General features: G+C 71.4%; 23 protein-coding genes. 19 read left to right on the forward strand and 4 right to left on the reverse strand.

Annotation, left to right across the window (positions count from 1 at the left end; genetic code table 11):
- Positions 1-11: 11 nt before the first annotated feature.
- Together AB4Z14_RS15465 and AB4Z14_RS15470 are read right to left on the reverse strand one after the other, a co-directional pair.
- Positions 12-698 carry a potassium channel family protein gene (locus tag AB4Z14_RS15465; RefSeq protein WP_056781009.1) on the reverse strand — a complete coding sequence of 229 codons (687 nt, stop codon included), beginning with the start codon at positions 696-698 and terminating at the stop codon, positions 12-14.
- Positions 699-721: 23 nt separating this feature from the next.
- On the reverse strand, positions 722-1,384 hold the full coding sequence (locus tag AB4Z14_RS15470; RefSeq protein WP_056781006.1) for a potassium channel family protein: 663 nt from the start codon (positions 1,382-1,384) through the stop codon (positions 722-724).
- A gap of 205 nt (positions 1,385-1,589) precedes the next feature.
- On the opposite strand from AB4Z14_RS15470, the gene AB4Z14_RS15475 reads away from it, so the two are divergent.
- From AB4Z14_RS15475 to AB4Z14_RS15515, 9 genes are all read left to right on the forward strand, one after another.
- On the forward strand, positions 1,590-3,551 hold the full coding sequence (locus AB4Z14_RS15475; RefSeq protein ID WP_442276001.1) for an APC family permease: 1,962 nt from the start codon (positions 1,590-1,592) through the stop codon (positions 3,549-3,551).
- A complete protein-coding gene (locus AB4Z14_RS15480) occupies positions 3,548-4,822 on the forward strand; it encodes a class I SAM-dependent RNA methyltransferase (RefSeq protein ID WP_442275956.1) in 1,275 nt (424 codons plus the stop codon). Before AB4Z14_RS15475 ends, AB4Z14_RS15480 begins: the two co-directional genes overlap by 4 nt.
- Before the next feature lie 78 nt (positions 4,823-4,900).
- Positions 4,901-6,634, forward strand: a complete 1,734-nt coding sequence (locus tag AB4Z14_RS15485) for a DUF222 domain-containing protein (protein WP_442275957.1) — start codon at positions 4,901-4,903, stop codon at positions 6,632-6,634.
- Positions 6,635-6,758: 124 nt separating this feature from the next.
- Positions 6,759-7,184: an acyl-CoA thioesterase gene (locus AB4Z14_RS15490; RefSeq protein ID WP_442275958.1), complete on the forward strand. Its 426-nt coding sequence runs from the start codon at positions 6,759-6,761 to the stop codon at positions 7,182-7,184.
- A gap of 68 nt (positions 7,185-7,252) precedes the next feature.
- Positions 7,253-7,720 carry an Hcp family type VI secretion system effector gene (locus AB4Z14_RS15495; RefSeq protein WP_442275959.1) on the forward strand — a complete coding sequence of 156 codons (468 nt, stop codon included), beginning with the start codon at positions 7,253-7,255 and terminating at the stop codon, positions 7,718-7,720.
- Between the two features lie 143 nt (positions 7,721-7,863).
- Entirely contained in the window at positions 7,864-9,051 is a 1,188-nt protein-coding gene (locus AB4Z14_RS15500; RefSeq protein WP_442275960.1) for a methyltransferase, read from the forward strand.
- 86 nt (positions 9,052-9,137) lie between these two features.
- The gene (gene acnA / locus AB4Z14_RS15505; RefSeq protein ID WP_442275961.1) at positions 9,138-11,942 is read left to right on the forward strand and encodes an aconitate hydratase AcnA; all 2,805 of its coding nucleotides are present in this window, start codon (positions 9,138-9,140) and stop codon (positions 11,940-11,942) included.
- A gap of 125 nt (positions 11,943-12,067) precedes the next feature.
- Positions 12,068-13,219 (forward strand): C39 family peptidase, encoded by a 1,152-nt coding sequence (locus tag AB4Z14_RS15510; RefSeq protein ID WP_442275962.1) that lies wholly within the window; start codon positions 12,068-12,070, stop codon positions 13,217-13,219.
- A gap of 478 nt (positions 13,220-13,697) precedes the next feature.
- Complete coding sequence (locus tag AB4Z14_RS15515; protein WP_442276002.1) at positions 13,698-14,642, forward strand: peptidase C39 family protein; 945 nt, start codon at positions 13,698-13,700, stop codon at positions 14,640-14,642.
- A gap of 31 nt (positions 14,643-14,673) precedes the next feature.
- Here AB4Z14_RS15515 and AB4Z14_RS15520 read toward each other — a convergent pair whose 3' ends face one another.
- Positions 14,674-15,447, reverse strand: coding sequence for a VOC family protein (locus AB4Z14_RS15520; RefSeq protein WP_442275963.1), 774 nt, complete (start codon positions 15,445-15,447; stop codon positions 14,674-14,676).
- A 31-nt stretch (positions 15,448-15,478) separates the two neighbouring features.
- Here AB4Z14_RS15520 and AB4Z14_RS15525 point away from each other — a divergent pair, with 31 nt between their 5' ends.
- The 10 genes from AB4Z14_RS15525 to AB4Z14_RS15570 all read left to right on the forward strand — a co-directional run bounded on the left by AB4Z14_RS15525 (position 15,479) and on the right by AB4Z14_RS15570 (position 25,047).
- Positions 15,479-15,871, forward strand: coding sequence for a hypothetical protein (locus AB4Z14_RS15525; protein ID WP_156023365.1), 393 nt, complete (start codon positions 15,479-15,481; stop codon positions 15,869-15,871).
- Between the two features lie 161 nt (positions 15,872-16,032).
- On the forward strand, positions 16,033-17,898 hold the full coding sequence (gene dxs, locus AB4Z14_RS15530; RefSeq protein ID WP_442275964.1) for a 1-deoxy-D-xylulose-5-phosphate synthase: 1,866 nt from the start codon (positions 16,033-16,035) through the stop codon (positions 17,896-17,898).
- A gap of 1 nt (position 17,899) precedes the next feature.
- On the forward strand, positions 17,900-18,217 hold the full coding sequence (locus AB4Z14_RS15535) for a hypothetical protein (RefSeq protein ID WP_442275965.1): 318 nt from the start codon (positions 17,900-17,902) through the stop codon (positions 18,215-18,217).
- 151 nt (positions 18,218-18,368) lie between these two features.
- Positions 18,369-19,589, forward strand: a complete 1,221-nt coding sequence (locus AB4Z14_RS15540; RefSeq protein WP_442275966.1) for a substrate-binding domain-containing protein — start codon at positions 18,369-18,371, stop codon at positions 19,587-19,589.
- 16 nt (positions 19,590-19,605) lie between these two features.
- Positions 19,606-20,340: an ABC transporter ATP-binding protein gene (locus tag AB4Z14_RS15545; RefSeq protein ID WP_442275967.1), complete on the forward strand. Its 735-nt coding sequence runs from the start codon at positions 19,606-19,608 to the stop codon at positions 20,338-20,340.
- A complete protein-coding gene (locus AB4Z14_RS15550) occupies positions 20,337-21,089 on the forward strand; it encodes an ABC transporter ATP-binding protein (protein ID WP_442275968.1) in 753 nt (250 codons plus the stop codon). Before AB4Z14_RS15545 ends, AB4Z14_RS15550 begins: the two co-directional genes overlap by 4 nt.
- The gene (locus AB4Z14_RS15555; RefSeq protein WP_442275969.1) at positions 21,086-21,970 is read left to right on the forward strand and encodes a branched-chain amino acid ABC transporter permease; all 885 of its coding nucleotides are present in this window, start codon (positions 21,086-21,088) and stop codon (positions 21,968-21,970) included. The genes AB4Z14_RS15550 and AB4Z14_RS15555 overlap by 4 nt, the downstream gene beginning before the upstream one ends.
- A complete protein-coding gene (locus AB4Z14_RS15560; RefSeq protein WP_442275970.1) occupies positions 21,967-23,103 on the forward strand; it encodes a branched-chain amino acid ABC transporter permease in 1,137 nt (378 codons plus the stop codon). Before AB4Z14_RS15555 ends, AB4Z14_RS15560 begins: the two co-directional genes overlap by 4 nt.
- Complete coding sequence (locus tag AB4Z14_RS15565) at positions 23,100-24,032, forward strand: alpha/beta fold hydrolase (RefSeq protein ID WP_442275971.1); 933 nt, start codon at positions 23,100-23,102, stop codon at positions 24,030-24,032. Before AB4Z14_RS15560 ends, AB4Z14_RS15565 begins: the two co-directional genes overlap by 4 nt.
- Before the next feature lie 70 nt (positions 24,033-24,102).
- Complete coding sequence (locus AB4Z14_RS15570; RefSeq protein WP_442275972.1) at positions 24,103-25,047, forward strand: DUF1254 domain-containing protein; 945 nt, start codon at positions 24,103-24,105, stop codon at positions 25,045-25,047.
- Positions 25,048-25,065: 18 nt separating this feature from the next.
- Here AB4Z14_RS15570 and AB4Z14_RS15575 read toward each other — a convergent pair whose 3' ends face one another.
- Positions 25,066-26,955, reverse strand: a complete 1,890-nt coding sequence (locus tag AB4Z14_RS15575) for a helix-turn-helix domain-containing protein (RefSeq protein ID WP_442275973.1) — start codon at positions 26,953-26,955, stop codon at positions 25,066-25,068.
- Positions 26,956-26,962 lie beyond the last annotated feature (7 nt).

The following is a 26,962-nucleotide window of genomic DNA, read 5'->3' on the forward strand; positions in this document are numbered from 1 at the left end:
CGACCTCGAAGTCAGTCCTCGAGGCTCGTGTGGTGCCGCTCGCCCGGGGCGACGAGGTCCTGGAGGCGGTCCTCCTGCTCCGTCGTCGTGATGAAGAGCAGCTCGTCGCCGGCCTCGATCGCGTCGTCGGGCGTGGGAGCGAGCGGGCGCTCCTCGCGGATGATCGCGACGAGCACGGTGTCGGTGGGCCAGTCGACGTCACCGACGCGGCGCCCCGCGAAGGGGCTGCCCTCGGGCAGGGTGATCTCGACCATCGAGGCCCGGCCCTGCTGGAACTCGAAGATGCGCACGAGGTCGCCGATGCTCACGGCCTCCTCGATGAGTGCCGTCATCAGGCGTGGGGTCGACACCGCGACGTCGACGCCCCACGACTCGTCGAACATCCACTCGTTCTTGGGGTTGTTGACGCGCGCGACGGTGCGCGGAACGCCGAACTCGGTCTTGGCGAGCAGCGAGAGCACGAGGTTGGCCTTGTCGTCACCGGTGGCGGCGACACAGACGTCGGACTCCTCGAGCCGGGCCTCCTCGAGGGCGGCGAGCTCGCAGGCGTCGGCCAGCAGCCACGACGCCTCGGGCACGCGCGAGGCCTGGACGTCGTCGGCGTCCTTGTCGATGAGCAGCACCTGGTGCCCGTTGCCGAGCAGCTCACGGGCGATGGAGCGGCCGACGCTTCCGGCTCCGGCGATGACGACGCGCATGGGGTTGTTTTCTCCTGTGCCGGTCAGTGGGCGGCCGGGGCCTGGTCGCAGAGCCGCTCGACGCGAGCGAGGTCGTCGCGCGGGACGGTGAGGTGCACGAGGTCGCCCTGCTGGACGACCATGTCGGGCCGGGGGAGCGTGCCCTCGCCGAGCCGGGTGACGTAGGCGACGCGGGCGCCGGTCTGCTCCTCGAGGTCGGTGAGGTGCCGGCCGACCCAGCCCTCGGCGAGGGGGACCTCGGCGATGACGATCTTGCCGCTCGGGTCGGTCAGCTCGGGCACGGCGCCCTGCGGCAGCAGCCGCTGGATCATCTGGTCGGCGGTCCAGCGCACCGTCGCGACGGTCGGGATGCCGAGGCGCTGGTAGACCATGGCGCGCTGCGGGTCGTAGATGCGGGCGGCGACGTGCTCGACGCCGAACGTCTCGCGCGCCACGCGGGCGGCGAGGATGTTGGAGTTGTCACCGCTGCTGACGGCCGCGAACGCGTAGGCCTCGCGGATGCCGGCGGCGATGAGGGTGTCGCGGTCGAAACCGATGCCCGTGACCGTCTGGCCCTCGAAGGAGGTGCCCAGCCGGCGGAACGCGGAGGCGTCCGCGTCGATGATGGCGACGTCGTGGCCGTTGCGGCCCAGGGTGCGGGCGAGGGTCGACCCGACGCGGCCGCATCCCATGATGACGAAGTGCACGGACGCGACGCTACACCGTGAGGCCGTCGCCCACTCTGCAGGCCGCGCGGGCCGGACGGGGGAGCGAAACGGTCGGGACGGCATACGTTCTCGGGGTCGTGTCCACGGCGTCCCGAGTGGGTCAGTGCGGGGAGCTGATCCGTCATACAGTTGCGTCGTGCCCGGTACCGGTTCGCTGTTCAAGCGCCTCCTCCTCGGTCGCGCGATGCGCAGCGACAAGCTCGGGGAGACCTTGCTGCCCAAGCGCCTCGCGCTGCCCATCTTCGCGAGCGACGCCCTCTCGTCCGTGGCCTACGCGCCCGACGAGATCCTGCTCATGCTCGGTCTGGCGGGCGGCGCCTTCGTCGCGACGCACAGCTGGCAGGTCACCGTCGCGGTCGTCCTCGTCATGGTCGTCGTGGTGGCGTCGTACCGCCAGAACGTGCACGCCTACCCCTCGGGTGGCGGCGACTACGAGGTCGCGACCGTCAACCTCGGCCCACGGGCCGGCCTCACCGTCGCCAGCGCCCTCCTCGTCGACTACGTCCTCACCGTCGCCGTGTCGATCTCGTCCGGTGTGCAGAACGCCGCGACGGTGCTCGGGTTCGTGCGCGGGCACGAGGTCATCGTCGCAGTGGCCCTCATCGCCTTCCTCACGGCGATGAACCTGCGTGGGGTGCGCGAGTCGGGCAAGGCCTTCGCCGTGCCGGTCTACGCCTTCATGCTCGCCATCATCGGCATGGGCATCTACGGCTTCATCCAGCACTTCACGGGCTCCCTGACCCCGGCGGAGAGCGCCGGCCTGACCCTGAAACCCGAGGAGGGGCAGGGTCTCACCGGTCTGGCCGCGGCGTTCCTCCTGCTCCGCGCCTTCTCGTCCGGGTGTGCCGCCCTGACCGGCGTCGAGGCGATCAGCAACGGTGTGCCCGCCTTCAAGAAGCCCAAGAGCGCCAACGCAGCGACCACCCTGCTGCTCATGGGCACGCTGTCGGTCGTCATGCTCGGCTCGATCATCGCGCTGAGCCAGTGGACCGGCGTCAAGATCGCCGACAACCCGGGCGCCCAGCTGCTGCGCGACGGGCAGCCTGTCGGCGACTCGTACGTCCAGCACACCGCGATCGGCCAGCTCGCCGAGTCGGTGTTCGCGAACTTCCCGATCGGTGTCGTCTTCGTCTCGATCGTGACCGGCCTGATCCTCGTCCTCGCGGCGAACACGGCGTTCAACGGCTTCCCGGTGCTCGGCTCGATCCTCGCCCGCGACGGCTATCTGCCCCGGCAGATGCACACCCGCGGCGACCGGCTGGCCTTCAGCAACGGCATCCTCATCCTCGCCGGCGCGGCCATCGTCCTCGTCATCGTCTTCAAGGCCGAGGTCACGGCTCTCATCCAGCTCTACATCGTCGGGGTGTTCGTCTCGTTCACCACCTCGCAGGTGGGCATGGTCCGGCACTGGACGCGCCACCTCAGGCTCGAGCGCAACCCGAAGGAGCGGGCCCGGATGCAGCGCTCGCGCGTCATCAACGCCGTCGGCGCGGCGATGTCGGCGACGGTGCTCGTCGTCGTGCTCCTGACGAAGTTCCAGGCCGGGGCGAAGTACGCCATCCTCGCGATGGTCGTCCTCTTCGTCCTCATGCTGGGGATCAAGAAGCACTACAACCGGGTGCGCGACGAGCTGGCCATCGACTGGGACGTCGAGCGGCCGATGCTACCGAGCCACGTGCACGCCATCGTCTGCATCTCCAAGGTGCACAAGCCGACGATGCGCGCGCTGGCCTACGCCCGGGCGAGCCGGCCGTCCTACCTCGAGGCCGTGACGGTCGACGTCGACCCCGACGAGACGCAGGCGCTGCTCGACGAGTGGGACAAGCGCGAGATCCCGGTGCCGCTCAAGGTGCTGTCCTCGCCGTACCGCCAGATCACCAAGCCGATCCTCGACTACGTGCGGTCGATCCGCAGCGGCAACCCGCGCGACATCGTCACGGTCTACCTGCCGGAGTACGTCCTCGGGAAGTGGTGGGAGCAGGTGCTGCACAACCAGAGCGCGTTGCGCCTCAAGGCCCGGCTGCTCTTCACACCCGGGGTCATGGTCGTCAGCGTCCCGTGGCAGCTGCAGTCCTCCGAGGGCGCCGAGCGCGACTGGATCGACGAGCCCCCGATCAGCGGCTCCGTGCGCGGTGGAGCGCTGTGAGCGGTCGCCAGAACCGCGAGCGGGCCGCCGGCGGCGAGTCTCTCGTCGGGAGGGAGTGGACCCTCGAGGTCGGACCCGTCGCCCACGGCGGCCACTGCGTGGCCCGTCACGAGGGTCAGGTCGTCTTCGTGCGCCACACGCTGCCCGGTGAGCGCGTCGTCGCACGCGTCACCGAGGGCCGCGTCGGTGACAGCTTCGTGCGCGCCGACGCCGTCGAGGTGCTCGAGGCGGCGCCTGGTCGGGTGACCGCTCCGTGCCCGTATGCCGCCCCGGGCCTCTGTGGTGGCTGCGACTTCCAGCACGCGTCCCTCGACACCCAGCGGGCGCTCAAGGGTGCCGTCGTGCGGGAGCAGTTCGCGCGGGTTGGCGGCCTCGACGTCGATGTCGTCGTCCAGCCGGTGCCGGGCGACGAGGAAGGGCTGCGCTGGCGCACCCGGGTCGAGTTCGCCGTGGACGGTGCCGGCCGAGCGGGTCTGCGCGGACACCGGTCGAGCGACATCGTTCCCGTCGAGGACTGCCTCATCGCCACGCGGGCGGTCATCGACTCCGGCGTGCTGGACACCGAGTGGCCGGACGTCGAGTCGGTCGACGTCGTCGATGCCGTGCACCCCGACGAGCCGGTGCTCGTGCCCCTGCCTCCGCCTGAGGGTGGGAGTGGTGGCGGCGGCGGCCTCGTCGGTGAGCTGGCCCGCGACGGGGACTGGGAGGGCGAGTACGTCGTCTCGGCCCGGGGCTTCTGGCAGGTGCACCCGGGCGCGGCCACGACGTTCCTGTCACGCGTGTCGACGCTGCTCGGGGCGGAGCCGGGAGACCGCGTCCTCGACCTCTTCGCGGGCTCGGGTCTCTTCACGATGCGGCTCGGCGAGCTCGTCGCGCCGGACGGTTTCGTCCTCGGCGTCGAGGGTGATCGCCGAGCGGTCGAGAACGGCGAGTCCAACACCGAGCACCTCGAGAACGTCGAGTGGCGCGCCAACCGTGTCGACCGTGAGCTGCGGTCGCTCGTCGGGCAGGGCGTCATGGCGGACCTGGTGGTGCTCGACCCGCCCCGGACGGGTGCCGGCAAGGACGTCATGGCCCTGGTGGCCGGGATGGGGCCCCGACGCGTCGTCTACGTCGCGTGCGACCCCGCCGCCCTGGCCCGCGACGTCAAGGCCGCCGGGACCCACGGCTACGGCCTCGTCTCGCTCGAGGCATGGGACGCCTTCCCGATGACCCACCACGTCGAGTGCATCGCCGTGCTCGAGCCGCGAGACGGGACGACGAGCGCCTGAGCCAGCGGCGGGAGAGCGTGCTTCGTCGACTGAACCGAATCGACGAGCATTGTCGGTGGGTCGTACTAGTGTTCGAACATGGAGATGGGGAGCGTCGGCGAGAGCAGCGAGGCCGCTGCCGGTTCCGTGCTGTCGTTCTTGACACAGATCCCCGCTGACGTCTTCGACGCGCTGCCACCGGTGGCCCAGGCGGCAGTCGTGGCACGTGTGGTGCCAGAGCGCCTGCGCAGTCTTGACACGTCGAGCGCCGAGGCGGTCCTTGCTGTCGCGCAGCGCGCGATGAACGTCCTCGGCGCCGTGCAGGACCTCGCGCTCGCGGCCTGCGTTCGCCGCGAGGAGCTCGACTTTGCCGATCTGGACGGTGAATGGGGTGACGGCTCGGAGTGGCGGCCCTCGTCGGTGAAGATCGTGGCCTCCAGCGTCGCGCCCGTCCTGTGCTCGACGCCGCGCGGCGCCGAGTCGCGGGTCGCCGACGCGCTCTGCCTCGTCGAGGACCTCCCACGCACCCTGGCAGCCGCACTCGGCGGGCGGCTCACCCAGCGGCAGACGGGCGTCGTGGCGGACCGAGCCGGACTTGTCGCGGTTGATGCTCGCCCGGCCTTCGATGCCGTCGTGATGGAGACCGGGGTGGAGTCGCTGACCCCCGCCCGGCTGCGACGCCAGTGCGAGCGTGCCGCCATGGCGGTCGACCCGGACGCCGTTCATCGTCGGGCGGAGCGCGGTCTGCGTGACCGCTTCGTGCAGGTGGAGCCGGGACTCGACCCGGGCACGACGTGGTGGAAGGCGTCGCTGCCGGCGCGGGACTCGATGCAGGCCTGGGGCGCCGTCGATGAGCTGGCCCACGAGTACGTGCGTGCCGACCCGGCGCGGTCGATCGACCAGGCGCGGGCGGACGCCTTCCTCGACCTGCTGCTCGGGAGCGCCCAGGTGTCCACCACCGTCGAGCTGGTCGTGCCGACCTTCACCGATCGCGCGACCGATGGCCAGGGCGGGGGCGCGCTCGCGGGACTGAAGGGCGCAGCGCTCCCAGGCCGTCACGAGACCCACGCAGACGACCTGGCAGACGTGTCGGCTGCCGACAGGGGTGCGGATGCCCCATCCGGTCGGGAGGATCCGCGGCACGTCCCGAGCCCAGTGGCACCGGTCGCTGCAGGGTCCTTCGACCTCGCACACATCACAGGTCCTCGCCTCGCACCGGAGCACGCGATCGGGTCCGAGCTCTTCGGTCTCCTGACGCGGTCGCCCGCCGGACACGACGAGGGTGCGGATGCGTACGGGCGGGCAGCCGGCCACTCGGTGTCGAGGCCTGGACCCGAAGCGGCCTCGGCAGCCGATGTGAACGGGACCGGTCTGGTCGGACGTCCACCCTGGCGGCCACCGGAGCTCGGCGTCCGACATCCTCGGTTCGGGTGGATGCTCTCGGAGGCACTGGCCGAGCTGCTGACCGACCCCGATGTCGCGCTGCGCGTGACCCGAGCCGACGCGTTGACCGGCGTCACGGTCGCCCGCGACCCCGCGATCTACCGGCCCAACGCTGCTCTGGCACAACGAGTTCGGGACCGCGACCGCACGTGTCGGTTCCCGGGGTGCGGTGTCGCCGCGCGCCGGTGCGACCTCGATCATGTCGTGCGCTTCCCCGACGGCCCGACAACCGAGGACAACCTCGTCTGCCTGTGCCGGACCCACCACGGTTTCAAGCACCACGCCGGCTGGACGCTGACGTCGGAAGCCGACGGCACATGCACGTGGAGCTCGCCGACCGGACGCTCCTACGTGACGCACCCAGCAGACGTCAGGCTCGACGCTGCCTGAGGTGGACTCGGGGCCGTGGGACCTCGACGGTCGCGAAGGCTCGCAGCGTCCACTTCGTGTCTCCCAGCTGGCCGTCTGCCGACCTGGCGACGAAGGGGTGCGCACGTCAGGAGACGATGGGGTCATGTCGTTCAGCTATCCCGTGGCCGTGAAGTTCTCCGAGATCGATCTCGCCGGCGTCGTCTTCAACTCCCACTACCTGACGTGGTGCGAGGACGCGAAGATGGCCTTCCTCGACCACCTCGGCTACGGGCCCTACCGCTTCGCCGACGAGCACCGGCTCGCCCTCGTCCGGCACGCCGAGATCGACTGGACCGCGAGCCTCAAGCCGCTCGACCATGCCGACATCCGCGTGGTCGTCGACCGGATCGGCACGTCGTCGTTCACCCTTCGACACGAGATCTGGCGCCGGGGCGAGCACCCTCTCCTCACGGCCACGTGCGTCATCACCTACGTCTGGTTCGACACCGAGGCCGGCGCGAAGGCCGAGCTCGATCCCCATTTCCGGGACGCCCTGGCGGGTGAGGGCCCCGGCGACGGGCTCGCCTGAAGGCCTTCTGGCGAGGACTCCCGCGGTGCTAGCGTCGACGGACGTGCTCGGCATCGGGTGGAGGCGACATGGATGCGTTCATGAAGTTCGACGGCATCGACGGCAGCAGCCAGAGCAAGGACCACAAGGGCGCGATCGACGTGGTCTCGTGGAACTGGGGTGTGACGACCCAGACGAACGGCTCCGGCAGCGGAGGCCCGTCCGGACGCCCGCGGGCCCACGAGTTCCGGATCGTGCACCACTACGACCTCGCCTCGCCCCACCTCGCGTCGTTCGCCGCGACCGGCAAGCACGTCAAGGACGCGACCCTCAACGTCGCCCACCCCGGCGCCCGCAAGGACTTCCTCACGGTGACGATGAAGGACCTCGTCGTCACCGAGGTCCTGGTCTCCGGTCACGAGGGCGACGTCGACGAGGAGGTCGCCCTCCAGCCCGCGTGGATCCGCTTCGACTACGCGGAGCCCGGACCCGGCGGGGGTGCGACCGGGCGAACGTCCAGCGTCACGTGGGACATCCGATCCAACAAGATGGGCTGACCTCCGGCCCCGACGGCGCGAACCCTCACCACGTCCCGCTGGACGAGGTGCTCGAGCAGGCGCTGACGCGCTTGCGCGCAGGCGACGGGCCGGGCGCCGAGGCGGCGCTCGCCGCGGCGACACGGACACCAGAGGACGTACGCGTGTTGCACCTTCGAGCGGTCGCAGCGCACCTGCGTCGTGACGACGCCGCCGCAGAGCGGCTCGTCGCTGAGGCGATCTCGGTGGCCACGGACCCAGTGGTGCTCGCGAGCCTGCACAACGACCTCGGCAACATGCGGCTGGAGGCCGGGGACCCGGCGGCCGCCATCGCGGCCTACGAGTCCAGCCTCGCGGTCCACCCGACCGACGCCCCGACGTGGGCCAACCTCGCCACCGCGCTTCGGCTGGCCCGGGACCCGGCCCGTGCCGGGGAGGCGGGGCTCAGGGCCCTCGAGCTCGAGCCACGGAGTCCGCCCGGGCGGGCTGCCGTGACAGCGGCCGTGCTGGCACTGACCGCCGACGGCGCGGAGGCCCACGCCCTCGAGCTCGTGCGTCGGTGGGTCCGCATCGACCCCGACCATCCTGGCGCCCGACACCGCCTCGCAGCACTCGGCGGGCTGCCCCCGCCCGACCGGGCGCCCGACGACTACGTCGAGACGCTCTTCGACGCCACCGCCGAGGCCTTCGACCCGCACCTCGCCGGTCTCGGCTACCGCGCGCCGGAGCTCGTCGCGGACCGGGTCGCCGCGGTCCTGGGCCGGCCGGCGGGTGAGCTCGACGTGGCCGACCTCGGCTGCGGCACGGGCCTCGTCGGGGCCCTCGTCCGACCGTGGGCGCGCACCCTGGCCGGCTGCGACCTCTCGGTCAACATGCTCCGGCTGGCGCAGGTGCGCGGCTGCTACGACGTCCTGCAGCGCGCCGAGCTGGGCGCGTTCCTCCGGGCCGAGCCCACGGCATACGACCTCGTCGTCGGCGCGGACACGCTCTGCTATCTCGGGGACCTCGGCCCGACGACCACGGCGGCAGCCTGCGCGTTGCGGCCCGGCGGCGTCCTCGTGGCGACCGTCGAGCGGCTGGTCGACGGGGTGGGGGACTGGCGGCTCACGTCGTCGGGGCGCTACGCCCACGGCGAGGAGTACCTGCGGTCGGTCAGTGCCGTCGCCGGTCTGGTGGACGTCGAGGTGACCCCTGTCCACCTCCGCCTCGAAGCGGGTGTCCCGGTCGAGGGACTGCTGTGGTCGGCGCGTCGACCCATCACGGGGAGCGGTCCGACCGGTGCGGGAGGGGCCGGCACAGGGGGCGACAACGGCGCGAGCGGAGGGAAGGATGGGCGGGTAGGGGTGGACTGACAAGGACGAACGCGTGTGGTTAGATATATCTTGACGTCAAGATAAATCGAGCACCGTGACATCAGAGTTGCTGGAAGGAGCCCGTCGTGGGCAGTGTTGACAGCTTCAAGGCCAAGGGGACCCTCGAGGTCGATGGTCAGTCCTACGAGATCTACCGCCTCGCAGGGGTGAAAGGGCAGGAGACCCTGCCGTACAGCCTCAAGGTCCTCCTCGAGAACCTCCTGCGCACCGAGGACGGCGCGAACATCACCGCCGACCACATCAACGCGGTCGGCTCGTGGGACGAGAACGCCGAGCCCGACACCGAGATCCAGTTCACGCCGGCGCGCGTGATCATGCAGGACTTCACCGGTGTGCCCTGTGTCGTCGACCTCGCCACGATGCGAGAGGCCGTCGCCGACCTCGGCGGCGACCCGGCCAAGATCAACCCGCTCGCCCCGGCCGAGCTCGTCATCGACCACTCCGTCATCATCGACGTCTTCGGCCGCGCCGACGCCTTCGAGCGCAACGTCGAGATCGAGTACCAGCGCAACCGCGAGCGCTACCAGTTCCTGCGCTGGGGCCAGACCGCGTTCGACGACTTCAAGGTCGTCCCGCCGGGCACCGGCATCGTCCACCAGGTCAACATCGAGCACCTCGCCCGCACCGTCATGGTCCGCGAGATCGACGGCGAGCGCGTCGCCTATCCCGACACCTGCGTCGGCACCGACTCGCACACGACGATGGTCAACGGCCTCGGCGTGCTCGGCTGGGGCGTCGGCGGCATCGAGGCCGAGGCGGCCATGCTCGGCCAGCCCGTCTCGATGCTCATCCCGCGCGTCGTCGGCTTCAAGCTGAGCGGCTCGATCCCCGTCGCCGCCACGGCTACCGACGTCGTCCTCACGATCACCGAGATGCTGCGCAAGCACGGTGTCGTCGGCAAGTTCGTCGAGTTCTACGGCGAGGGCGTCTCGCAGGTGCCGCTCGCCAACCGCGCCACCATCGGCAACATGAGCCCCGAGTTCGGCTCGACGTGCGCGATCTTCCCGATCGACGAGGTCACCCTCGACTACCTGCGCCTCACCGGTCGCTCCGACGAGAGCGTCGCCCTCGTCGAGGCGTACGCCAAGGAGCAGGGCATGTGGCTCAAGGCCGGCCCCGACCAGCCGGAGGCCCGCTACAGCGAGTACCTCGAGCTCGACCTCTCGACCGTCGTCCCGTCGATCGCCGGCCCGAAGCGTCCGCAGGACCGCATCGCCCTCACCGACGCCAAGGACGCCTTCCGCAAGGTGCTCCCGACGTACGTCGCCCACGAGGAGGGTGACGCGGGTGCCGCCTCGTCCTTCCCGGCCAGCGACCCCACCCCGCAGGGGACCGTCGAGGGCACGAACGGTGGCGACCGTCCGGCCGACTCCGGTGGCGTCACCGGCCGCCCGTCGAAGAAGGTGTCGGTCACCGACGCCGAGGGCCGCGAGTTCGAGATCGACCACGGCATCGTCTCGATCGCCTCGATCACGAGCTGCACCAACACGTCCAACCCGTCGGTGATGATGGCAGCCGCGATGCTCGCCAAGAACGCCGTCGAGAAGGGCCTCTCGGTCGCCCCCTGGGTCAAGACGTCGATGGCGCCAGGCTCCAAGGTCGTCACGGGCTACTACGACAAGGCGGGCATGTGGCCCTACCTCGAGAAGCTCGGCTTCCACCTCGTCGGCTACGGCTGCACGACGTGCATCGGCAACTCGGGTCCGCTCAACGAGGAGATCTCCAAGGCGATCAACGACAACGACCTCGCCGTCACGTCGGTCCTCTCGGGCAACCGCAACTTCGAGGGGCGCATCAACCCCGACGTGAAGATGAACTACCTCGCGAGCCCGCCGCTCGTCATCGCGTACGCCCTCGCCGGCACGATGGACTTCGACTTCGCGTCGCAGCCGCTCGGCCAGGACACGGACGGCAAGGACGTCTTCCTCGAGGAGATCTGGCCGGCACCCGCCGACGTCGAGCGCACCATCGCGAGCTCGATCAGCCAGGAGATGTTCACCGAGGACTACGCCGACGTCTTCGCGGGCGACGAGCGCTGGAAGTCGCTGCCGACCCCGGAGGGTGACACGTTCGCCTGGGACGGCGAGTCGACCTACGTCCGCAAGCCCCCGTACTTCGACGGCATGTCGATGGACACGACCCCGGTCGCCGACATCGAGGGCGCCCGAGTGCTCGCCAAGCTCGGCGACTCGGTCACGACCGACCACATCAGCCCGGCCGGCGCCATCAAGAACGACAGCCCCGCCGGGAAGTACCTCGCTGACCACGGCATCGAGCGCAGGGACTTCAACTCCTACGGCTCGCGCCGCGGCAACCACGAGGTCATGATCCGAGGCACGTTCGCCAACATCCGCTTGAAGAACCTCCTCCTCGACGGCGTCGAGGGCGGCTTCACGCGCGACTTCACCAACGGCGGCGAGCAGTCGACGATCTACGACGCCGCCCAGAGCTACGCCGCTGCCGGCACGCCGCTCGTCATCCTGTCGGGCAAGGAGTACGGCTCCGGCTCCTCGCGCGACTGGGCCGCCAAGGGCACGAGCCTGCTCGGCGTCAAGGCCGTCATCGCCGAGAGCTACGAGCGCATCCACCGCTCCAACCTCATCGGCATGGGCGTCATCCCGCTGCAGTACCCGGCCGGCCAGAACGCCGACTCGCTCGGCCTCGACGGCACCGAGACCTTCTCGGTCACCGGCATCACGGCCCTCAACGAGGGCACGACGCCCAAGACCGTCAAGGTCGTCGCCACCAAGGAGTCGGGTGAGACGGTCGAGTTCGACGCCGTCGTACGCATCGACACCCCCGGTGAGGCCGACTACTACCGCAACGGCGGCATCCTCCAGTACGTCCTGCGGTCGCTCGTCAACAGCTGACCCGCAGGCCAGCCCAGCCCGACGGGCCCGTATGCCGTACGCCACGGCATGCGGGCCCGTCGCCGTGTGCGGTCGCTCGGGGACCCGGCCGGACGGCATACGCACTCGGATGGCATGCTCGTCGCGTGACCGAGCGACACGCCATCCTGACCGTGTGGGAGACCGGTTTCGACTGGTCCCCGGCACCCGACGTCGACTATGCCGACGTCCACGTCGACGGAGCCGAGGCGGTGACCTACCGCGCGCGGACCTGGGAGTCACCGGTCGTCGAGTCCCCTTTCGCCGCAACGGAGCTCATCCCGTCGTGGAACGCCCGGACGCCGGCCGGCACGTGGCTGCGGGTCGAGGGGCGGGTGGCCGACGACGCCGGCTGGACGCCGTGGTTCACCTTCGCGCGGTGGGCCGAGGACGACCCGGCGGGGGAGTCGCCGATCACCCGGACCACGGTGCCCGGGCAGACCTTCGAGCCGGGGAGCGTCTCGACGGACACCTGGCTGTCCTCGCCGGGACGAGGCGTCGACCGGTGGCAGCTGCGCGTCACGGCCCTCGCACTCCCGGATGACGGGATCGCCTGGCCCACGGTGACGCTCGTCGCCGGCGCCGCCTCACGCTTCACCCTCACGCCTGACGAGTCGACGAGCCGACCGGGTGTGGGGCGGGGTCACGAGGTCGCGGTCCCGCCGCACTCGCAGCGGCTGCACGTCGGGTCGTTCCCCCAGTGGGACAACGGCGGGCAGTCGTGGTGCTCACCGACGTCGACGACGATGCTCCTCGAGCACTGGGGGAGAGCGCCCTCACGGGACGAGGCCTCGTGGGTCGGGCACGACACCGACCCGGAGGTCGTGCACGGCGTGCGCCGCGTCTTCGACCTGGCCTACGGCGGGGCGGGCAACTGGGCCTTCAACACCGCGTATGCCGGCGCGCGAGGGCTGCGTGCCTACGTGACCCGCCTGCGCGACCTCACCGAGGTCGAGGCGTTCGTCGCGGCGGGCATCCCGCTCGTCGTGTCGGTGGGCTTCCGCGAGGACGAGCTCGACGGGGCCGGCTACGAGACCAACGGTCACCTGCTGACGGTCGTCGGCTTCACGGACGAGGGTGACGTCGTGTCCAACGACCCCAACTCCCAACGCATCGCGAGCAACGAGCAGGTGCGCAGCGTCTACCGCCGAGACCAGTTCGAACGGGTCTGGCTCGGCGCCAACGGAGGGCTGGCCTACGTCATGCACCCGCGCGACGTCGCGCTGCCGTCCTCGCCCTCCGAGCCGAACTGGCGCTGACGCGTCACTTTCCTCCGCATCGCGTCCTCATCGCGAGAATTTGCGACGCCAACGCCCCACGGGAGCAATGACCGGGTGTTGACTGGCCGCGCGATCCCCCTCCGGAAGGTGTGCCCATGCCCAGTCGCTCCACCGTCTCAGCCGCCCCGTTCCAGCCCAGCCGTCGCTCGCTGCTCGCCGGTGCGGCGGCGGGCGCCGCCGTAGGCGCCGCCTTCGTCGGCGTCTCCGACGCGCCGCGGGCCCGCGCGGCCGAGAGCAAGAAGGGCGGGGCCGACCGACACGTCCACTACACCTCGTGGTCCGGCGCCGACCTCGTCTTCGGACCGTTCGACCGGACCGTCGACTACACCGACCCGCACGACACGGTGGCCACTCCCGTCACGTACGAGGTCGCGACCTGGACCTCGCCCGTCGTCACCCCGGGCTTCGGCCTGACCGAGCTCGTCGCCTCGTGGAACGCCGCGACGCCCGGCGGTTCGTGGGTCGAGGTGCGCGTCCGGGGCACCAGCGCCGGCATGACGACGAAGGACTACGTCCTGGGCCGCTGGGCGTCCGAGGACCCCGCGGACGGAGGTGGCATCCACCGCACCTCCGTCGCCGGCCAGGGCGACACCGTGGCGACCGTCTTCACCGACACCCTCGCGACCCGCACCGGCTACGCCCTGACGGACTGGCAGCTCGAGTTGAGGCTCCTGCGTCCCCGCGGCACCTCCGACACGCCGTCCGTGTCCGTCGTCGGGGCGATGGCCTCGGCCCTGCCCGATGCCAAGAAGGTGCCGCGCAGCCCGAACGGACCCGCCTGCGGCACGACCCTCGACGTCCCACCTACTCGCAGGAGGTCCACGTCGGGCACTACCCGCAGTGGGACAACGGCGGCGAGGCCTGGTGCTCACCCACCTCGACATCGATGGTCGTCGCCTACTGGGGCGCCGGGCCGACGGCGTCCGAGACCGCGTGGGTCGACCCGCCGGTCGACGCCCAGGTCGACTTCACCGCACGCCACGTCTTCGACTACACCTACGACGGCGCCGGCAACTGGCCCTTCAACACCGCGTATGCCGCCACGCGCGCCGACCTCCGTGGTTTCGTGACGCGACTGCGCAGCCTCACCGAGGCCGAGGCGTTCATCGCCGCAGGCATCCCCCTCGTCGTGTCGGTGTCGTTCAAGAAGGGCGAGCTCACGGGCGCGGGCTACGGCACGAACGGCCACCTCATGGTCGTCGTCGGCTTCACCCCGTCCGGCGACGTCGTGTGCAACGACCCGGCCTCGCACCTCGTCGCGAGCGACGACCAGGTGCGCGTCGTCTACGACCGAGAGCAGTTCGAGAACGTCTGGGTGCCGCACAGCGGGGGCATCGTCTACGTCATCCGTCCCGCCGACCGTCCGCTGCCGCCGGCGCCGGCACACGAGCCCAACTGGTGACCTGAAGCGCGGGCCGGCGTGGCCTGGACGGTCACCGACCGAGGCCCGACCTCGGGTCGCGGTCGGTGATGCAGTAGAGGGCGCCGGCCGGGTCGCGGAGCGTGGTCCACCCGCCCCCGTGGTCGGCCGCGACCGTCGCGCCGAGGCCCACGTGTCGGGAGACCTCGGTCGGCCGGTTGTCGCACGCCAGGTCCAGATGGCCGGTGACCGGCCCGGTCGCGGGCTCGACGAGCCGCTGGAGGAGCAGCCGCAGCGGGATGCCGTCCGGACGCACGAGGTGCCGGAACTCCGGGCGGCTCACCGACCCGCGCAGCGGCCAGCCGGTCAGCTCGGACCAGAAGGTGCACTCCGCCTCGTAGGCGGCGGCCGGGATGTCGAGGCACACCTGGTCGACGACACTCTCGTGCTCCTGGGGCCACCGGGTCGGCCAGGGACGTTGGGCGAGCGGCTCGTGGACGAAGCAGAAGACGAAGCCGCCGGGGGAGCGGAGCACGACGTGGCCGTGCTCCGACCGGTGCGCCACCTCGGCGCCGAGGCCCTCGGCCCGAGCCGTCGACTCGGCCGCCGACCTGACGTGCAGGTCGAGGTGCACGCCCGGAGTGGTGGACTCGCCGTCACCGGCGGCGGTCCGCTGGATCTTGAGGTAGGGATCACCGACCGGTGGGAGCAACGTCGTGAACTCCGCGACGTCCCCGCGAGCCGGCGACACGGCATACCCCGTCACTGCCGACCAGAAGTGGGTGCCCGCCGCGTGGACGTCGGGCGGGAGGTCGAGGAAGGCCGTGACCCAGCTGACCGTCGTCATGCTCCGAGAGTAGGCGAGGCAGACTGGGAGCATGCCGACTCCGACCTCCTCTGCGTCTCGCGGACACACCCCACCGGGGTGGCCGCCGGGCGTCCCGCCGGCCCACACGCCCGGCTGGGAGGACCGCGCCGTGCTGTGGCTGCTCGACCAGTGCCCGCCCGACTATCGCGCGTATGCCGGGTGGCGGCGTCACCCGATCGCGCTCGCGTGGCTGGCCGGTCGGCACCTCGACGGGCAGGTCGTGGCGATGCGGGACGCGTGGCGTGAGGCACGCGTCGCCATCGGGCCGCACGTGCCGGCCGACGCCCTGACCGAGATCCTCGGGCAGATCGAGGCCGAGGGGATCCGGCTGCTGGCGGCCTCGCGCTCGGCGCGGCTGCTCCACGAGGCGCTCCAGGGCAAGGTCTTCGCGCCCCGCCTCTGAGCGCGTCAGCCGGGGACGTCGGGCGTCGGGTTGCCGTGTGGAGGTCGTGTGACGAGACCGACAGGGCCTCGTGCGCACGGTTGGGAGCCGCTGGACGTTGACCCGTAGACTCGATCGACCCACCCGAGTGGGTCGAGACACCACCGAGAGGACGAGGCAGCGTGCCCCTGCTGGAGACGATCACGAGCCCGGCGGCACTCAAGGCGCTACCGGCGACCCAGCTGCCGGCGCTGGCCGAAGAGATCCGCACCTTTCTCGTCACCGAGGTCTCCAAGACCGGTGGACACCTCGGCCCGAACCTCGGCGTCGTCGAGCTGACGATCGCGCTGCACCGGGTCTTCGAGTCGCCTCGCGACACCCTCGTCTTCGACACGGGCCACCAGGCCTACGTGCACAAGCTGCTCACCGGACGGCACGACTTCAGCAAGCTCAAGAAGCAGGGCGGGCTCTCCGGCTACCCGAGCCGCGCCGAGTCCGAGCACGACGTCGTCGAGAACTCGCACGCCTCGACCGCGCTCTCGTGGGCCGATGGCATCGCCAAGGGCCGCCGGCTGTCGGGGGAGAGCGACCGGCACACCGTCGCGGTCATCGGTGACGGCGCACTGACCGGCGGCATGGCGTGGGAGGCGATCAACAACATCGCCGTCGACAAGACCCTGCCGCTCGTCATCGTCGTCAACGACAACGAGCGCTCCTACGCCCCGACGATCGGCGGGCTCGCCGACCATCTCGCCACGCTGCGCACGACCCGTGGCTACGAGCGGTTCCTCGACTGGGGCAAGCGGTCGCTCGCCAAGACGCCGGTCGTCGGCGGCGCGATGTTCGAGACGCTCCACGGCGTCAAGAAGGGCATCAAGGACATCGTCGCCCCGCAGGGCATGTTCGAGGACCTCGGCCTGAAGTACATCGGTCCCGTCGACGGTCACGACGAGCAGGCGCTCGAGCGGGCACTGGCCAAGGCCAAGGACTTCGGCGGCCCCGTCATCGTGCACGTCATCACCCAGAAGGGCCGCGGCTACCAGCCGGCCATCGATGACGAGGCCGACCAGTTCCACGGCGTCGGCAAGTTCAACCCCGAGACAGGCCTCCCGTTCGAGGTGTCCGGCCGCATCTGGACCGACGAGTTCAACGAGGAGATGGTGGCCATCGGGGCCGAGCGCCCCGACGTCGTCGCCCTCACCGCCGCCATGCTCATCCCGGTCGGCCTCGACGGCTTCGCCGCCGCCTATCCCGACCGCGTCTTCGACGTCGGCATCGCCGAGCAGCACGCCGTCACGATGGCGTCCGGGCTCGCCTATGCCGGCCTGCACCCGGTCGTCGCCGTCTACGCGACCTTCCTCAACCGGGCCTTCGACCAGCTCCTCATGGACTGCGCGCTCCACCGGGCCGGCATCACCCTCATCCTCGACCGGGCCGGTGTCACCGGTAGCGACGGCGCATCGCACAACGGGATGTGGGACATGACGCTCACCTCGATCGTGCCCGGGCTGCGCCTCGCCGCGCCCCGCGACGGCGAGCAGGTCCGACTCCAGCTGCGTGAGGCCGTCGACGTCTCCGACGGCCCGACGGTGATCCGGTTCCCCAAGGGCGACGTCGCCGACCCGCTGACCGCGGTCCGCTCGATCGGCGACGTCGACGTGCTCTTCGAGAACGCCGGTGACGACGTCGACCTGCTCGTCGTGGGCGTCGGTGCCTTCGCCGGGCTCGCCATCGAGGCCGGCGAGAAGATCGCCGCCCACGGACGCACCGTCCGCGTCGTCGACCCGCGGTGGGTGCTGCCCGTCAGCGACGACGTCGTCGCCCTCGCCCGCCGGGCGAAGGCGGTCGCCGTCGTCGAGGACAACCTCGTCAGCGGCGGGGTCGGCGCGGCCGTGACCCTCGCGCTGCGCGAGGCGACCGTCGACGTGCCCGTCCACACCTACGGCATCCCGAAGCGCTTCCTCGACCACGCCTCTCGCGGCCAGATCCTCGAGGAGCTCGGCCTGACCGGCGACCAGGTCGTCGCGGACCTCGAGCCGAGGCTCTGACATGAAGCCACGGGACGCAGCCGACGTGACGACCGCCCCCATCGCTGCCCTCGGGCTCATCGGCGGCTACGTCGTCGCCCGCGAGAGCGGCATCCGACCCCTCGGAGGCGTCGTGCTCGGTGCGGCCGGCCTCTATGCCGGACGCAGCTGGGTCGCCAAGGCCGGCGGTGCCGGCGCCGCGGGACTCGCGGCCGTCTACCTCGGTGGCTTCGGCGCCTCGCACGTGCTGGCGAAGAAGATCGGTGCGTGGCCGGCGGTCCTCACCGTGGCCGCGGCCAGCGCTGCCGCCTCCTGGGTCGTCGCCGACCGCCCTCGCTGAGTAGCGGCGAGACACATGCCGACACCTGCTTTGTGGTCTCCGGTCCCACCGCGGGCCGTTCGGGGCTGAACTACTTTCGCCGAAACGGTTGGGCGTCAACGGATCTCGTTGCAGCAAAGGCGCGAGCGCCCACCAGAGGTGGAGGACATCGGTGTCCAAGCGGTGGAGTCTCGCGCTCGCGAGCGCCATGATCACGCTGTCGGTCGCGGCCTGCGGCTCTCCCGGCCAGCCGGGCGCACCGGCTGCCGACAACGGCACGGGAGCGGCTTCCGGCGGTGCCGGCGCCCCGTACAAGGTCGGCCTCGTCTACTCGAAGTCGGGGCCGCTGGCCAGCTACGGCGAACAGTACCGGCAGGGCCTCACGGCCGGCATCGACTTCGCCACCAAGGGCACCGGCGCGGTCGCCGGTCACACGATCCAGATCACCGAGCAGGACGACGCGGGCGACCCGGCCAAGGCCGTGGCCTCGGCGACCGATCTCATCGGGCAGGGCAACACGATCATCGCGGGCTCGACGTCGAGCGGCGTGGCCCTGCAGGTCGCGCCGCTGGCCAAGGACAACAAGGTGCTCTTCATCTCGGGCCCGGCTGCCGCCGACGCCGTGACCGGTGCCAACCGCTACACCTTCCGCTCGGGTCGCCAGACCTACCAGGACGTCGCGACCGCGGGCAGCATCCTCGGTGACGTCAGGGGCAAGAAGGTCACGGTGCTCGCGCAGGACAGCGCCTTCGGCAAGGCCAACGTCGCCGCCGTGACGGCCATCCTCGGAGCCAAGGGAGCAACGGTGAGCGCCGTCGAGGTGCCCTCGGCCGCGACCGACCTGACTCCCTTCGCGACCAAGGTCAAGGGCGCAGCCCCTGACCTGCTCTTCGTCGCCTGGGCCGGTGCCAACGCGACGGCGATGTGGACCACCCTCGGCCAGCAGGGCGTCTTCGACTCCACGAAAGTCGTCACCGGCCTGGACATCAAGGCGACGCACGCCCTCTTCGGCGAGGTCGCGACGAAGATCAACTTCCTCTCCCACTTCTTCGAGGGTGCCGCGGACAACGCCGCCTACCAGGCGCTCGACGCCGGGCTGAAGAAGCAGGGCGCCACCGTCGACCTCTTCACCAACGACGGCTTCGTCGCGGGCCAGATGATCGTCCACGCGCTCGAGGCGGGCGGCGGTGACGTCGACACGATGGTCACCGCGCTGGAGGGGTGGACGTTCGACGGCCCCAAGGGCTCCCTCGAGATCCGGGCCGAGGACCACGCCCTCCTGCAGCCGATGTTCACGGCGAACCTGAAGAAGGACGGTAGCAACGTCGTGCCGGAACTCGTCGACACGCTCGACGCAGCGACCGTCGCGCCGCCCGTCACACCCTTCAAGTGATCGGACACCTTCCGACGTGATCAGCGCAGAGGCGGTCGGCTGGAAGGTCGGCGGCGCCCAGATCCTCGACGACGTCTCCCTGACCGTCGGGGCCGGTGAGCTGCTCGGCATCATCGGCCCCAACGGGGCGGGCAAGTCGTCGCTCGTCAACATCCTCAGCGGGGTGACCAGGCCGTCCTCCGGCCGGATCACCGTGCAGGACAAGGACGTCACCGGAGCGAGCGCCACCCGGCGCGCGCGTCTGGGACTGGCGCGCTCCTTCCAGACGTCGGCGCTCTTCGACGGTCTGACCGCGGGAGAGAACGTCCGTCTCGCCATCCAGGCTGCCGGGCCGGCGGCGTTCTCGCCCTTCCGCGGCGCGGGCCCGGCATCGTCGGGCGAGATCGGGGCCCTCCTGACCCGAGTGCGTATGCCGGGTCGCGCGCTGACGCTCGCTCGTGACCTCTCGCACGGGGACCGTCGCAAGCTCGAGCTCGCCATGGCCCTCGCCTCCGAGCCCGCCGTGCTGCTCCTCGACGAGCCGATGGCGGGCGTGTCCGCGGAGGACGTCGACGGCCTGAGCGAGATCATCGGCGAGGTCCGGGACTCGGGGGTCGCCGTCGCGATGGTCGAGCACCACATGCACGTCGTGCTGGGCCTCGCCGACCGGGTCGCCGTCCTGCACCACGGGCAGCTGCTCGCCGTCGGTGCCCCGACCGAGGTGACGGCCGACGAGCGGGTCCAGCAGGCCTACCTGGGAGAAGCCCTGTGACCGAACGCAACCCATCCGCACCCGAGTCGTCGGAGGCAGCTCCCGTCCTGGCCCTCGAGGACGTCCACGTCCGCTACGGCGGGTCCCACATCCTCCAAGGCGTGTCCTTCGACGTCCCCGCCACCGGTGTGACGGCGCTGCTCGGGCGCAACGGCGTCGGCAAGACGACGACGCTCAGGTCGATCATCGGGCTGGCCCCGCGCACCGGACGGATCCTGCTCGAGGGCAACGAGATCCAGGGCCGGACGACCGCACGCATCGTCCGTGGAGGCATCGGCTACGTCCCCGAGGACCGAGAGGTCTTCGGGGGTCTCACCGTCGAGGAGAACCTGCGCCTCGTCGACCCGGACCGTGGGGTCGACGCACCCGTGGTGGCCAGGCTCTTCCCGGACCTCGTGGCCCGGCGCGGCCAGCGGGCCGGCACCCTCTCGGGGGGACAGCAGCAGATGGTCTCGCTGGCCCGGGTCCTGCTTCGGCAGAACGTCCTCCTGCTCATCGACGAGCCCACCAAGGGCCTCGCCCCGAAGCTCGTGACCGAGGTCGCCGACGTGCTCGCCGAGGTGGCCCGCACGACCCCCATCCTCCTCGTCGAGCAGAACCTCCCGCTCGTGCGTCGCATCGCGGACCGGGTCGTCGTGCTGGACGCCGGAGCCGTCGTGCACCGCGGTGCCGCCGCCGACCTCGTCGCGGACGCGGACCTGACCCGCGAGCTGCTCGGGGTCTCGATGCGTCGGGAGGGCGTGGCATGAGCGACCTCGTCCTGCTGCTCGTCACGGGCCTCGGCCTGGGCGCCCTCTACTTCATCGCGGCGAGCGGGCTCAGCCTGATCTACGGGCTCATGGGCGTGCTCAACTTCGCCCACGGCGTCTTCATGACGGCCGGGGCGTATGCCGCGTGGCTGACGATGGGTGCCCTGCCCGTCGGTTGGCCGGTGGCCGGCCGCCTCGTGGTCGGCGTGCTCGTGGCCGTCACGGTCGGGGCTGTGGTCGGTCTCGTGGTCGAGGTCGTCCTCATCCGGCCGCTCTACCGCCATCACATCCAGCAGGTCCTCGTCACGGTGGGCCTTGCCCTCGCGGGCGTGGCTGCCGCACAGGGGATCTGGGGCGCGGACCCGCGTCCGGTCGAGTCGCCTGGGTGGATGAGCGGGACGACCGACGTCCTCGGCGCACGGCTGCCCAACGACCGCTTCGTCTACCTGCTCGTCGCGGGCGCGCTCTTCGCCGGGCTTCTCGCGCTCCTTCACCTGACCCGCCTCGGCCTCGTGATCCGCGCGGGCGTCGAGAACCGGACGATGGTCGAGGCCCTCGGCATCAACGTGCACCGGACCTTCACTATCGTCTTCGCCCTCGGCGGTGCCGCGGCGGGTCTCGCCGGGGTGCTCTACTCGCAGTACGCCGGGGCCGTGTCACCCGCGCAGGGCGGCTCGCTGCTCATCTTCGCCTTCATCGTCGTCGTCATCGGCGGCATGGGCTCCCTCACGGGCACCGCGGTCGCCGCCGTCGTCGTCGGGCTCGTCCAGCAGCTCGCGAACTACTACGCGGCGAGCGGGGTCGGGGACCTGTCGGTCGTGCTGCTCCTCGCGCTGGTGCTCCTGCTCCGACCGACCTCGCTGAAGGGAGCGACGGCATGACGTCGCCCACGGACCACCTGACGCACGCGGACACGCCATCCACGACGCCGGAAGTGGTGGCCGGGACGGTGACGCCCGTGGCGTCGGGGGAGGGCCACGGCGCGCGCCGGGTCGTCCGGGCGCTGCTCGCCGTCGTCGTGCTGGCCGTGCTCGCCTACCTGCCCTACCTTCCGGTCGAGCTGCCGGGTGTCCTCCCGGGCCGGGTCAACGGGCCGGGCTCGATGCAGCTCCTCGCGACGTGTCTCGTCATCGGTGGCATCGCCCTGAGCTACGACGTGCTCTTCGGGCGGACCGGCCTGCTCAGCTTCGGGCACGCCCTCTTCGTCGCGGCCGGCAGCTATCTGCTGACGATCTCCCTCTCGACGTGGGCGCTGCCCCTTCCGCTCGCGGTGCTCGTCGCTCTGGCCCTCTCCACGGGGCTCGCACTCGTCGTCGGCGCGATCGCGCTGCGCGTCGGCGGCATCGCCTTCGCGATGGTGACCCTGGCGTTCGCCCAGGCCGCCTCGATCATCGTCATGCGCAACCCGGGAGGCGTGACCGGCGGTGAGGAGGGACGCCCCCTCGACCGCGACGCGGTGCCGGACCTGCTCGTCGGCGTCGCCCACGCGCCCTACCGCTACTGGCTGGCGCTGTCCTTCGTCGTCGTGGCCTGGGTCGTCGTCACGGCCCTCGTGCGGTCGCGGGCCGGGCACGCGATGGCGGCCGTCCGCGAGAACGAGCAGCGCGCCGCGGTCCTCGGCTTCGGGACCTACCGCGTCAAGCTGCTCGCCATCGTCGTCGGGTCGTCCCTCGGAGCCCTCGGCGGGGTCGTCCACGCCCTCGTGCTCGGCGGCTCGAACCCCCACCTGACGACGTCGGAGTTCACCCTGTCGCTCCTCGTCATGGTCGTGCTCGGAGGTGCGGGCAGCCGATGGGGGGCCCTCGTCGGCGGCGTGCTCTACACGTATGCCGATGCCCGGCTCGTCGAGGTCAGCAACGCCGCGTTCATGCAGGACCTGCCCGTCGTCGTGCGCCAGGTCCTGTCGCAGCCGTTGTTCATCCTGGGCGTCTTCTTCGTCGTCGTGGTCTACTTCGCTCCGTCGGGCCTCACCGGGCTCGGCGGCAGACTGATCAGGAGGTCAGGGTCCAGATGAGCACCACACCGTCCGCGTTCGTCATCGAGCTGCCCGAGGGAAGCCTCGCCATCCACGACCTGAGCCTGGGCACGCCGGCACCCGACGCGCCCGTCGTGCTCGCCGTCCACGGCATCACGGCCAACGGCCTGTCGTGGCGCCGGGTCGCCGACGAGGTGGGTCGTCGCCACGGGCCCGGCGGGGTGCGCTTCCTGGCGCCCGACCTGCGTGGACGCGGCGACAGCCGCTCGGCGCCGGGACCCTACGGTCTCGGTGCACACGTGGACGACCTGACCTCGATCGCCACCGTGTTCGGCTCCGCGCCGGTGCTCGTCGGCCACTCCATGGGCGCGTTCATCGCGGCCCTCGCCGCGGCCCGGCATCCCGAGCGGTTCCCGGCAGCCGTGCTCGTCGACGGGGGCATGGCCTTCCCCGTGCCCGACGACCTCGACATCGACGCCGCCCTCCAGTCGGTGATCGGGCCGGCCATGGACCGGCTGTCGATGCGCTTCGCCGGCCCGGCGGCATACCTCGGCTTCTGGTCGGGGCACCCGGCCCTCGGACCAGTGCTGCACGGGCCCGGTGGCGACGCCGCCCGGGCCTACATCGAGCACGACATCCTGCAGGATCCCTCCGACGGTCAGTGGCGCAGCACGTGCGTGCTCGAGGCCGTCCGCGCCGACGGCGCCGACGTCATGGCCGACCGCGAGACCCACGCCGGCCTCGCGACCGCGGTCGACCAGGGCGTGCGGGCCGAGCTCGTGTGGGCCGAGCGCGGCCTGCTCGACGAGCCGCAGGGGCTCTACGACGAGTCACGACTCGCGGCCCTGCACCTGCCGGAGGGCGTGCGGACGACCCGGGTCGACGCGAACCACTACGACGTCATCCTCGGGGACCCGGGCGTCGCATCAGTCGTCGACGCCGTCGACCGCCTCCTCCTCCCGGGCTGACGACGACCGGGACGGCGTTCACCGTCTGTGGGTGATGCCCGCCTGGCGCACGTCGGCCGATCCTGCCGTCATGACCGGCATCCACGTCAACGCAGACACGTTCGCCCGCGCCGAGACCGACCGGATGTTCACCGCGATCGCCCGGGATGCCGGCGGCGTCAACCAGCTCAACCACTCCCGGGTGCCCACACCGCTCGACCACCAGCCGGTGATCCGGATGAACCGCGACACGCTCTACAGCGCGGCGATCGTCGACATCACGAGCGGCGCAGCCCTCAGCCTCCCCGACACGGGAGACCGGTACCTCTCCGCCATGGTCGTCAACCGCGACCACTACGTGAACGCCGTGTTCCACGAGGCCGGCACGTACGAGCTCACGACAGACCGCTTCGACACCGACTTCGTGTGCGTCGCGATCAGGACGCTCGTCGACCCGGCCGACCCCGACGACGTCGCGGCCGTCAACGCCGTCCAGGACGCCATCACCCTCTCGGCCGGCTCAGCGAGCCCCTTCACGGCGCCGGACTACGACGACGGATCCCTCGACCGGACACGGGGCGCGCTCCTGGAGCTGGCCAAGGACTACCCGGGTTTCGACCGGGCCTTCGGCGCACGACAGGACGTCGACCCGGTGCGCCATCTCCTGGGCACCGCGGCCGGCTGGGGTGGGCTCCCGTCCGACGAGGCGACGTACGTCAACGTCAGTCCCGACCTGCCCGTGGGGGAGTACCGGCTCACGGTGCGTGACGTCCCTGTCGACGGCTTCTGGTCGGTCAGCGTCTACGACGGCGACGGGTACTTCGCCGACGACGGAAGCCGCGTCAGCCTCAACAACCTCACGGCCGACCGGGACCCGGACGGCTCCGTGACCGTGCACTTCGGCGGGTGCGCAGACGGCCGACCCAACTGCCTCGGCATCACGGAGGGGTGGAACTACCTCGTGCGCCTCTACCGCCCGCGGCCCGAGGTCCTCGACGGCACGTGGATGTTCCCGGAGGTCTCGCGCCTCGGCTGACCGTGCTGTCGCGGACGGTCAGGCCGGGGCCTGGAGCGCGCGCAGGCGCAGCGCGATCTGGAGCTCCAGCGCGTGGTCGGGGTGCTGCCAGGACTCCCCGAGCAGGGCCGTGATGCGCTCGAGCCGCTGCGAGACGGTGTTGACGTGGACGTGGAGGGTGCCCGCGGCGTGGCGTGGGCTGCCGCCCGCGGCGAAGTAGGCCGCGAGCGTGCCCACGAGGTCGGTGCCGCGCCGCTCGTCGTAGTCGAGGACGGGACCGAGCAGCTTGCGGACGTACTCGTCGACGTCGGGGGCGGAGCCCACGATGAGCCCGGCGAATCCGAGCTGGGTCGCCGCGGCGCCCTTGCCCCGGTGGCCGAGGGCGATGAGGGCTCCGACGGTGCGGTGGCCCTCCTCGTGGGCCTCGGTGATCCCGTCGACGTCGGTGACCGGACCGACGCCGGCCACCGTGACGCACGTGCGCTTGCCGATCCGGGCGGCCACCGAGCGGGCCAGGCCGTCGGGCTCGGTGCCGGGCACGAGGGCGATGACGTCGCCGTCGTGGGAGCCGACGAGCGAGGCCTCGCCGGTGGCGGCGCTGGCGGAGATGAGCAGGGCCCGGTGTCCGGTCGGCTCGTCGCCGCGGAGCACGAGCAGGCAGAAGGGTCGCTGGGGGTCGAAGCCGACGGCCCGGGAGAGCGCGAGGCGCTCCTCGCGCGATCCGCGCGCGCTGACGAGGTCGCTGACGAGTCGGTTGCGAGCGGACTGCCTGGCGTCGGCCGCCTGACGCTCGAAGAGCAGGACGAGGGCGGTGACGACCCCGGCGCGCTCGACGGTGCGCTGGTCCGAGTCGCTGAGGGTCGGGCCGCCGACGTAGATCGTGCCGAGCCGTTCGCGGGCTGCGGTGACGGCGACGGCATAGACGCCATCCCGTTCGACGAGGCGACCGGCGGCCAGGCCGGGGAGCGCGTTGAGTGCCGCGAACGGGTCGCCACCGGCAGGGTCGTGCTCGGGCGCCGGACCGGACGAGCTGTGGCGATGACCGTTCTCGTCGACGAGGACGGCCCACCCGCCGAGCAGCTCGGCGAGGGCATGCGTGATGTCGTCGACGCCGCCGCCGCCGAGCACGAGGGACGCGAAGCGGTCGTGGGCGGCAGCAGCCTTCTCGACGCCCTCGGCATACTGCCGCACGGTCTCGTGGGCGTCCGAGAGGGCGGCCAGCGCGTTCTCGGCGTCGGCGAGGGCGCGTGTCTGCACGAGGGTCACCGCGGCCAGGGTGGCGAGGTTGCCGAGGAGCCCGACCTCCTCCCGCGTGAACGGGCGCGAGGACCGGTTGGCTGCGAAGAGCACACCGACGAAATGCTTCTCGACGATGAGGGGCGTGCCGCAGATCGCGATGATGCCCTCCTCGCCCACGGCTCCGTCGATGGCATTGGTGTGGCGGAACCGCTCGTCGGCCCAGTAGTCAGCGGTCCAGTAGGGCTTGTGCGTCGAGGCGACGAGACCGCCGAGACCGGCCCCGAGCGCCAGACGCACGGACTGGAACGCTGCCGAGACGGAGCCGTCGGTGGCCCGCATGAAGGTGTCGCCGGCCTCGGGGTCGTAGAGCGTGAGGTAGGCGAGGTCGGTGCCGACGAGGCGGCGGGCCCGACGGACGATCGCATCGAGCACGGAGCCCGGGTCGCTCTCGGTCGCGAGCTCACGGGCCGTGTCGAGCAGGGCCGCGAGGCCGGCCTCGCGGTGCTGGTGGACCTCGCGGGCGCTCGTGATGCGCAGGGCCAGGTCCCGGGCCTCCGCCGGGGCGTCAGCGGCGGCGATCTCGGCGACCGTGGCGTCGGTGGCGAGCAGCTCGAGCAGGGCGATGACCTCGTCGGCCTGCTCGGTGCCCACGTGCTCGGCGGGCGGCTGCGTCTCGCTGCGGGTGGCCACGGGCAGA

It is taken from the genome of Terrabacter sp. 2TAF16, from assembly GCF_052115065.1.
Taxonomy (GTDB): domain Bacteria; phylum Actinomycetota; class Actinomycetes; order Actinomycetales; family Dermatophilaceae; genus Terrabacter.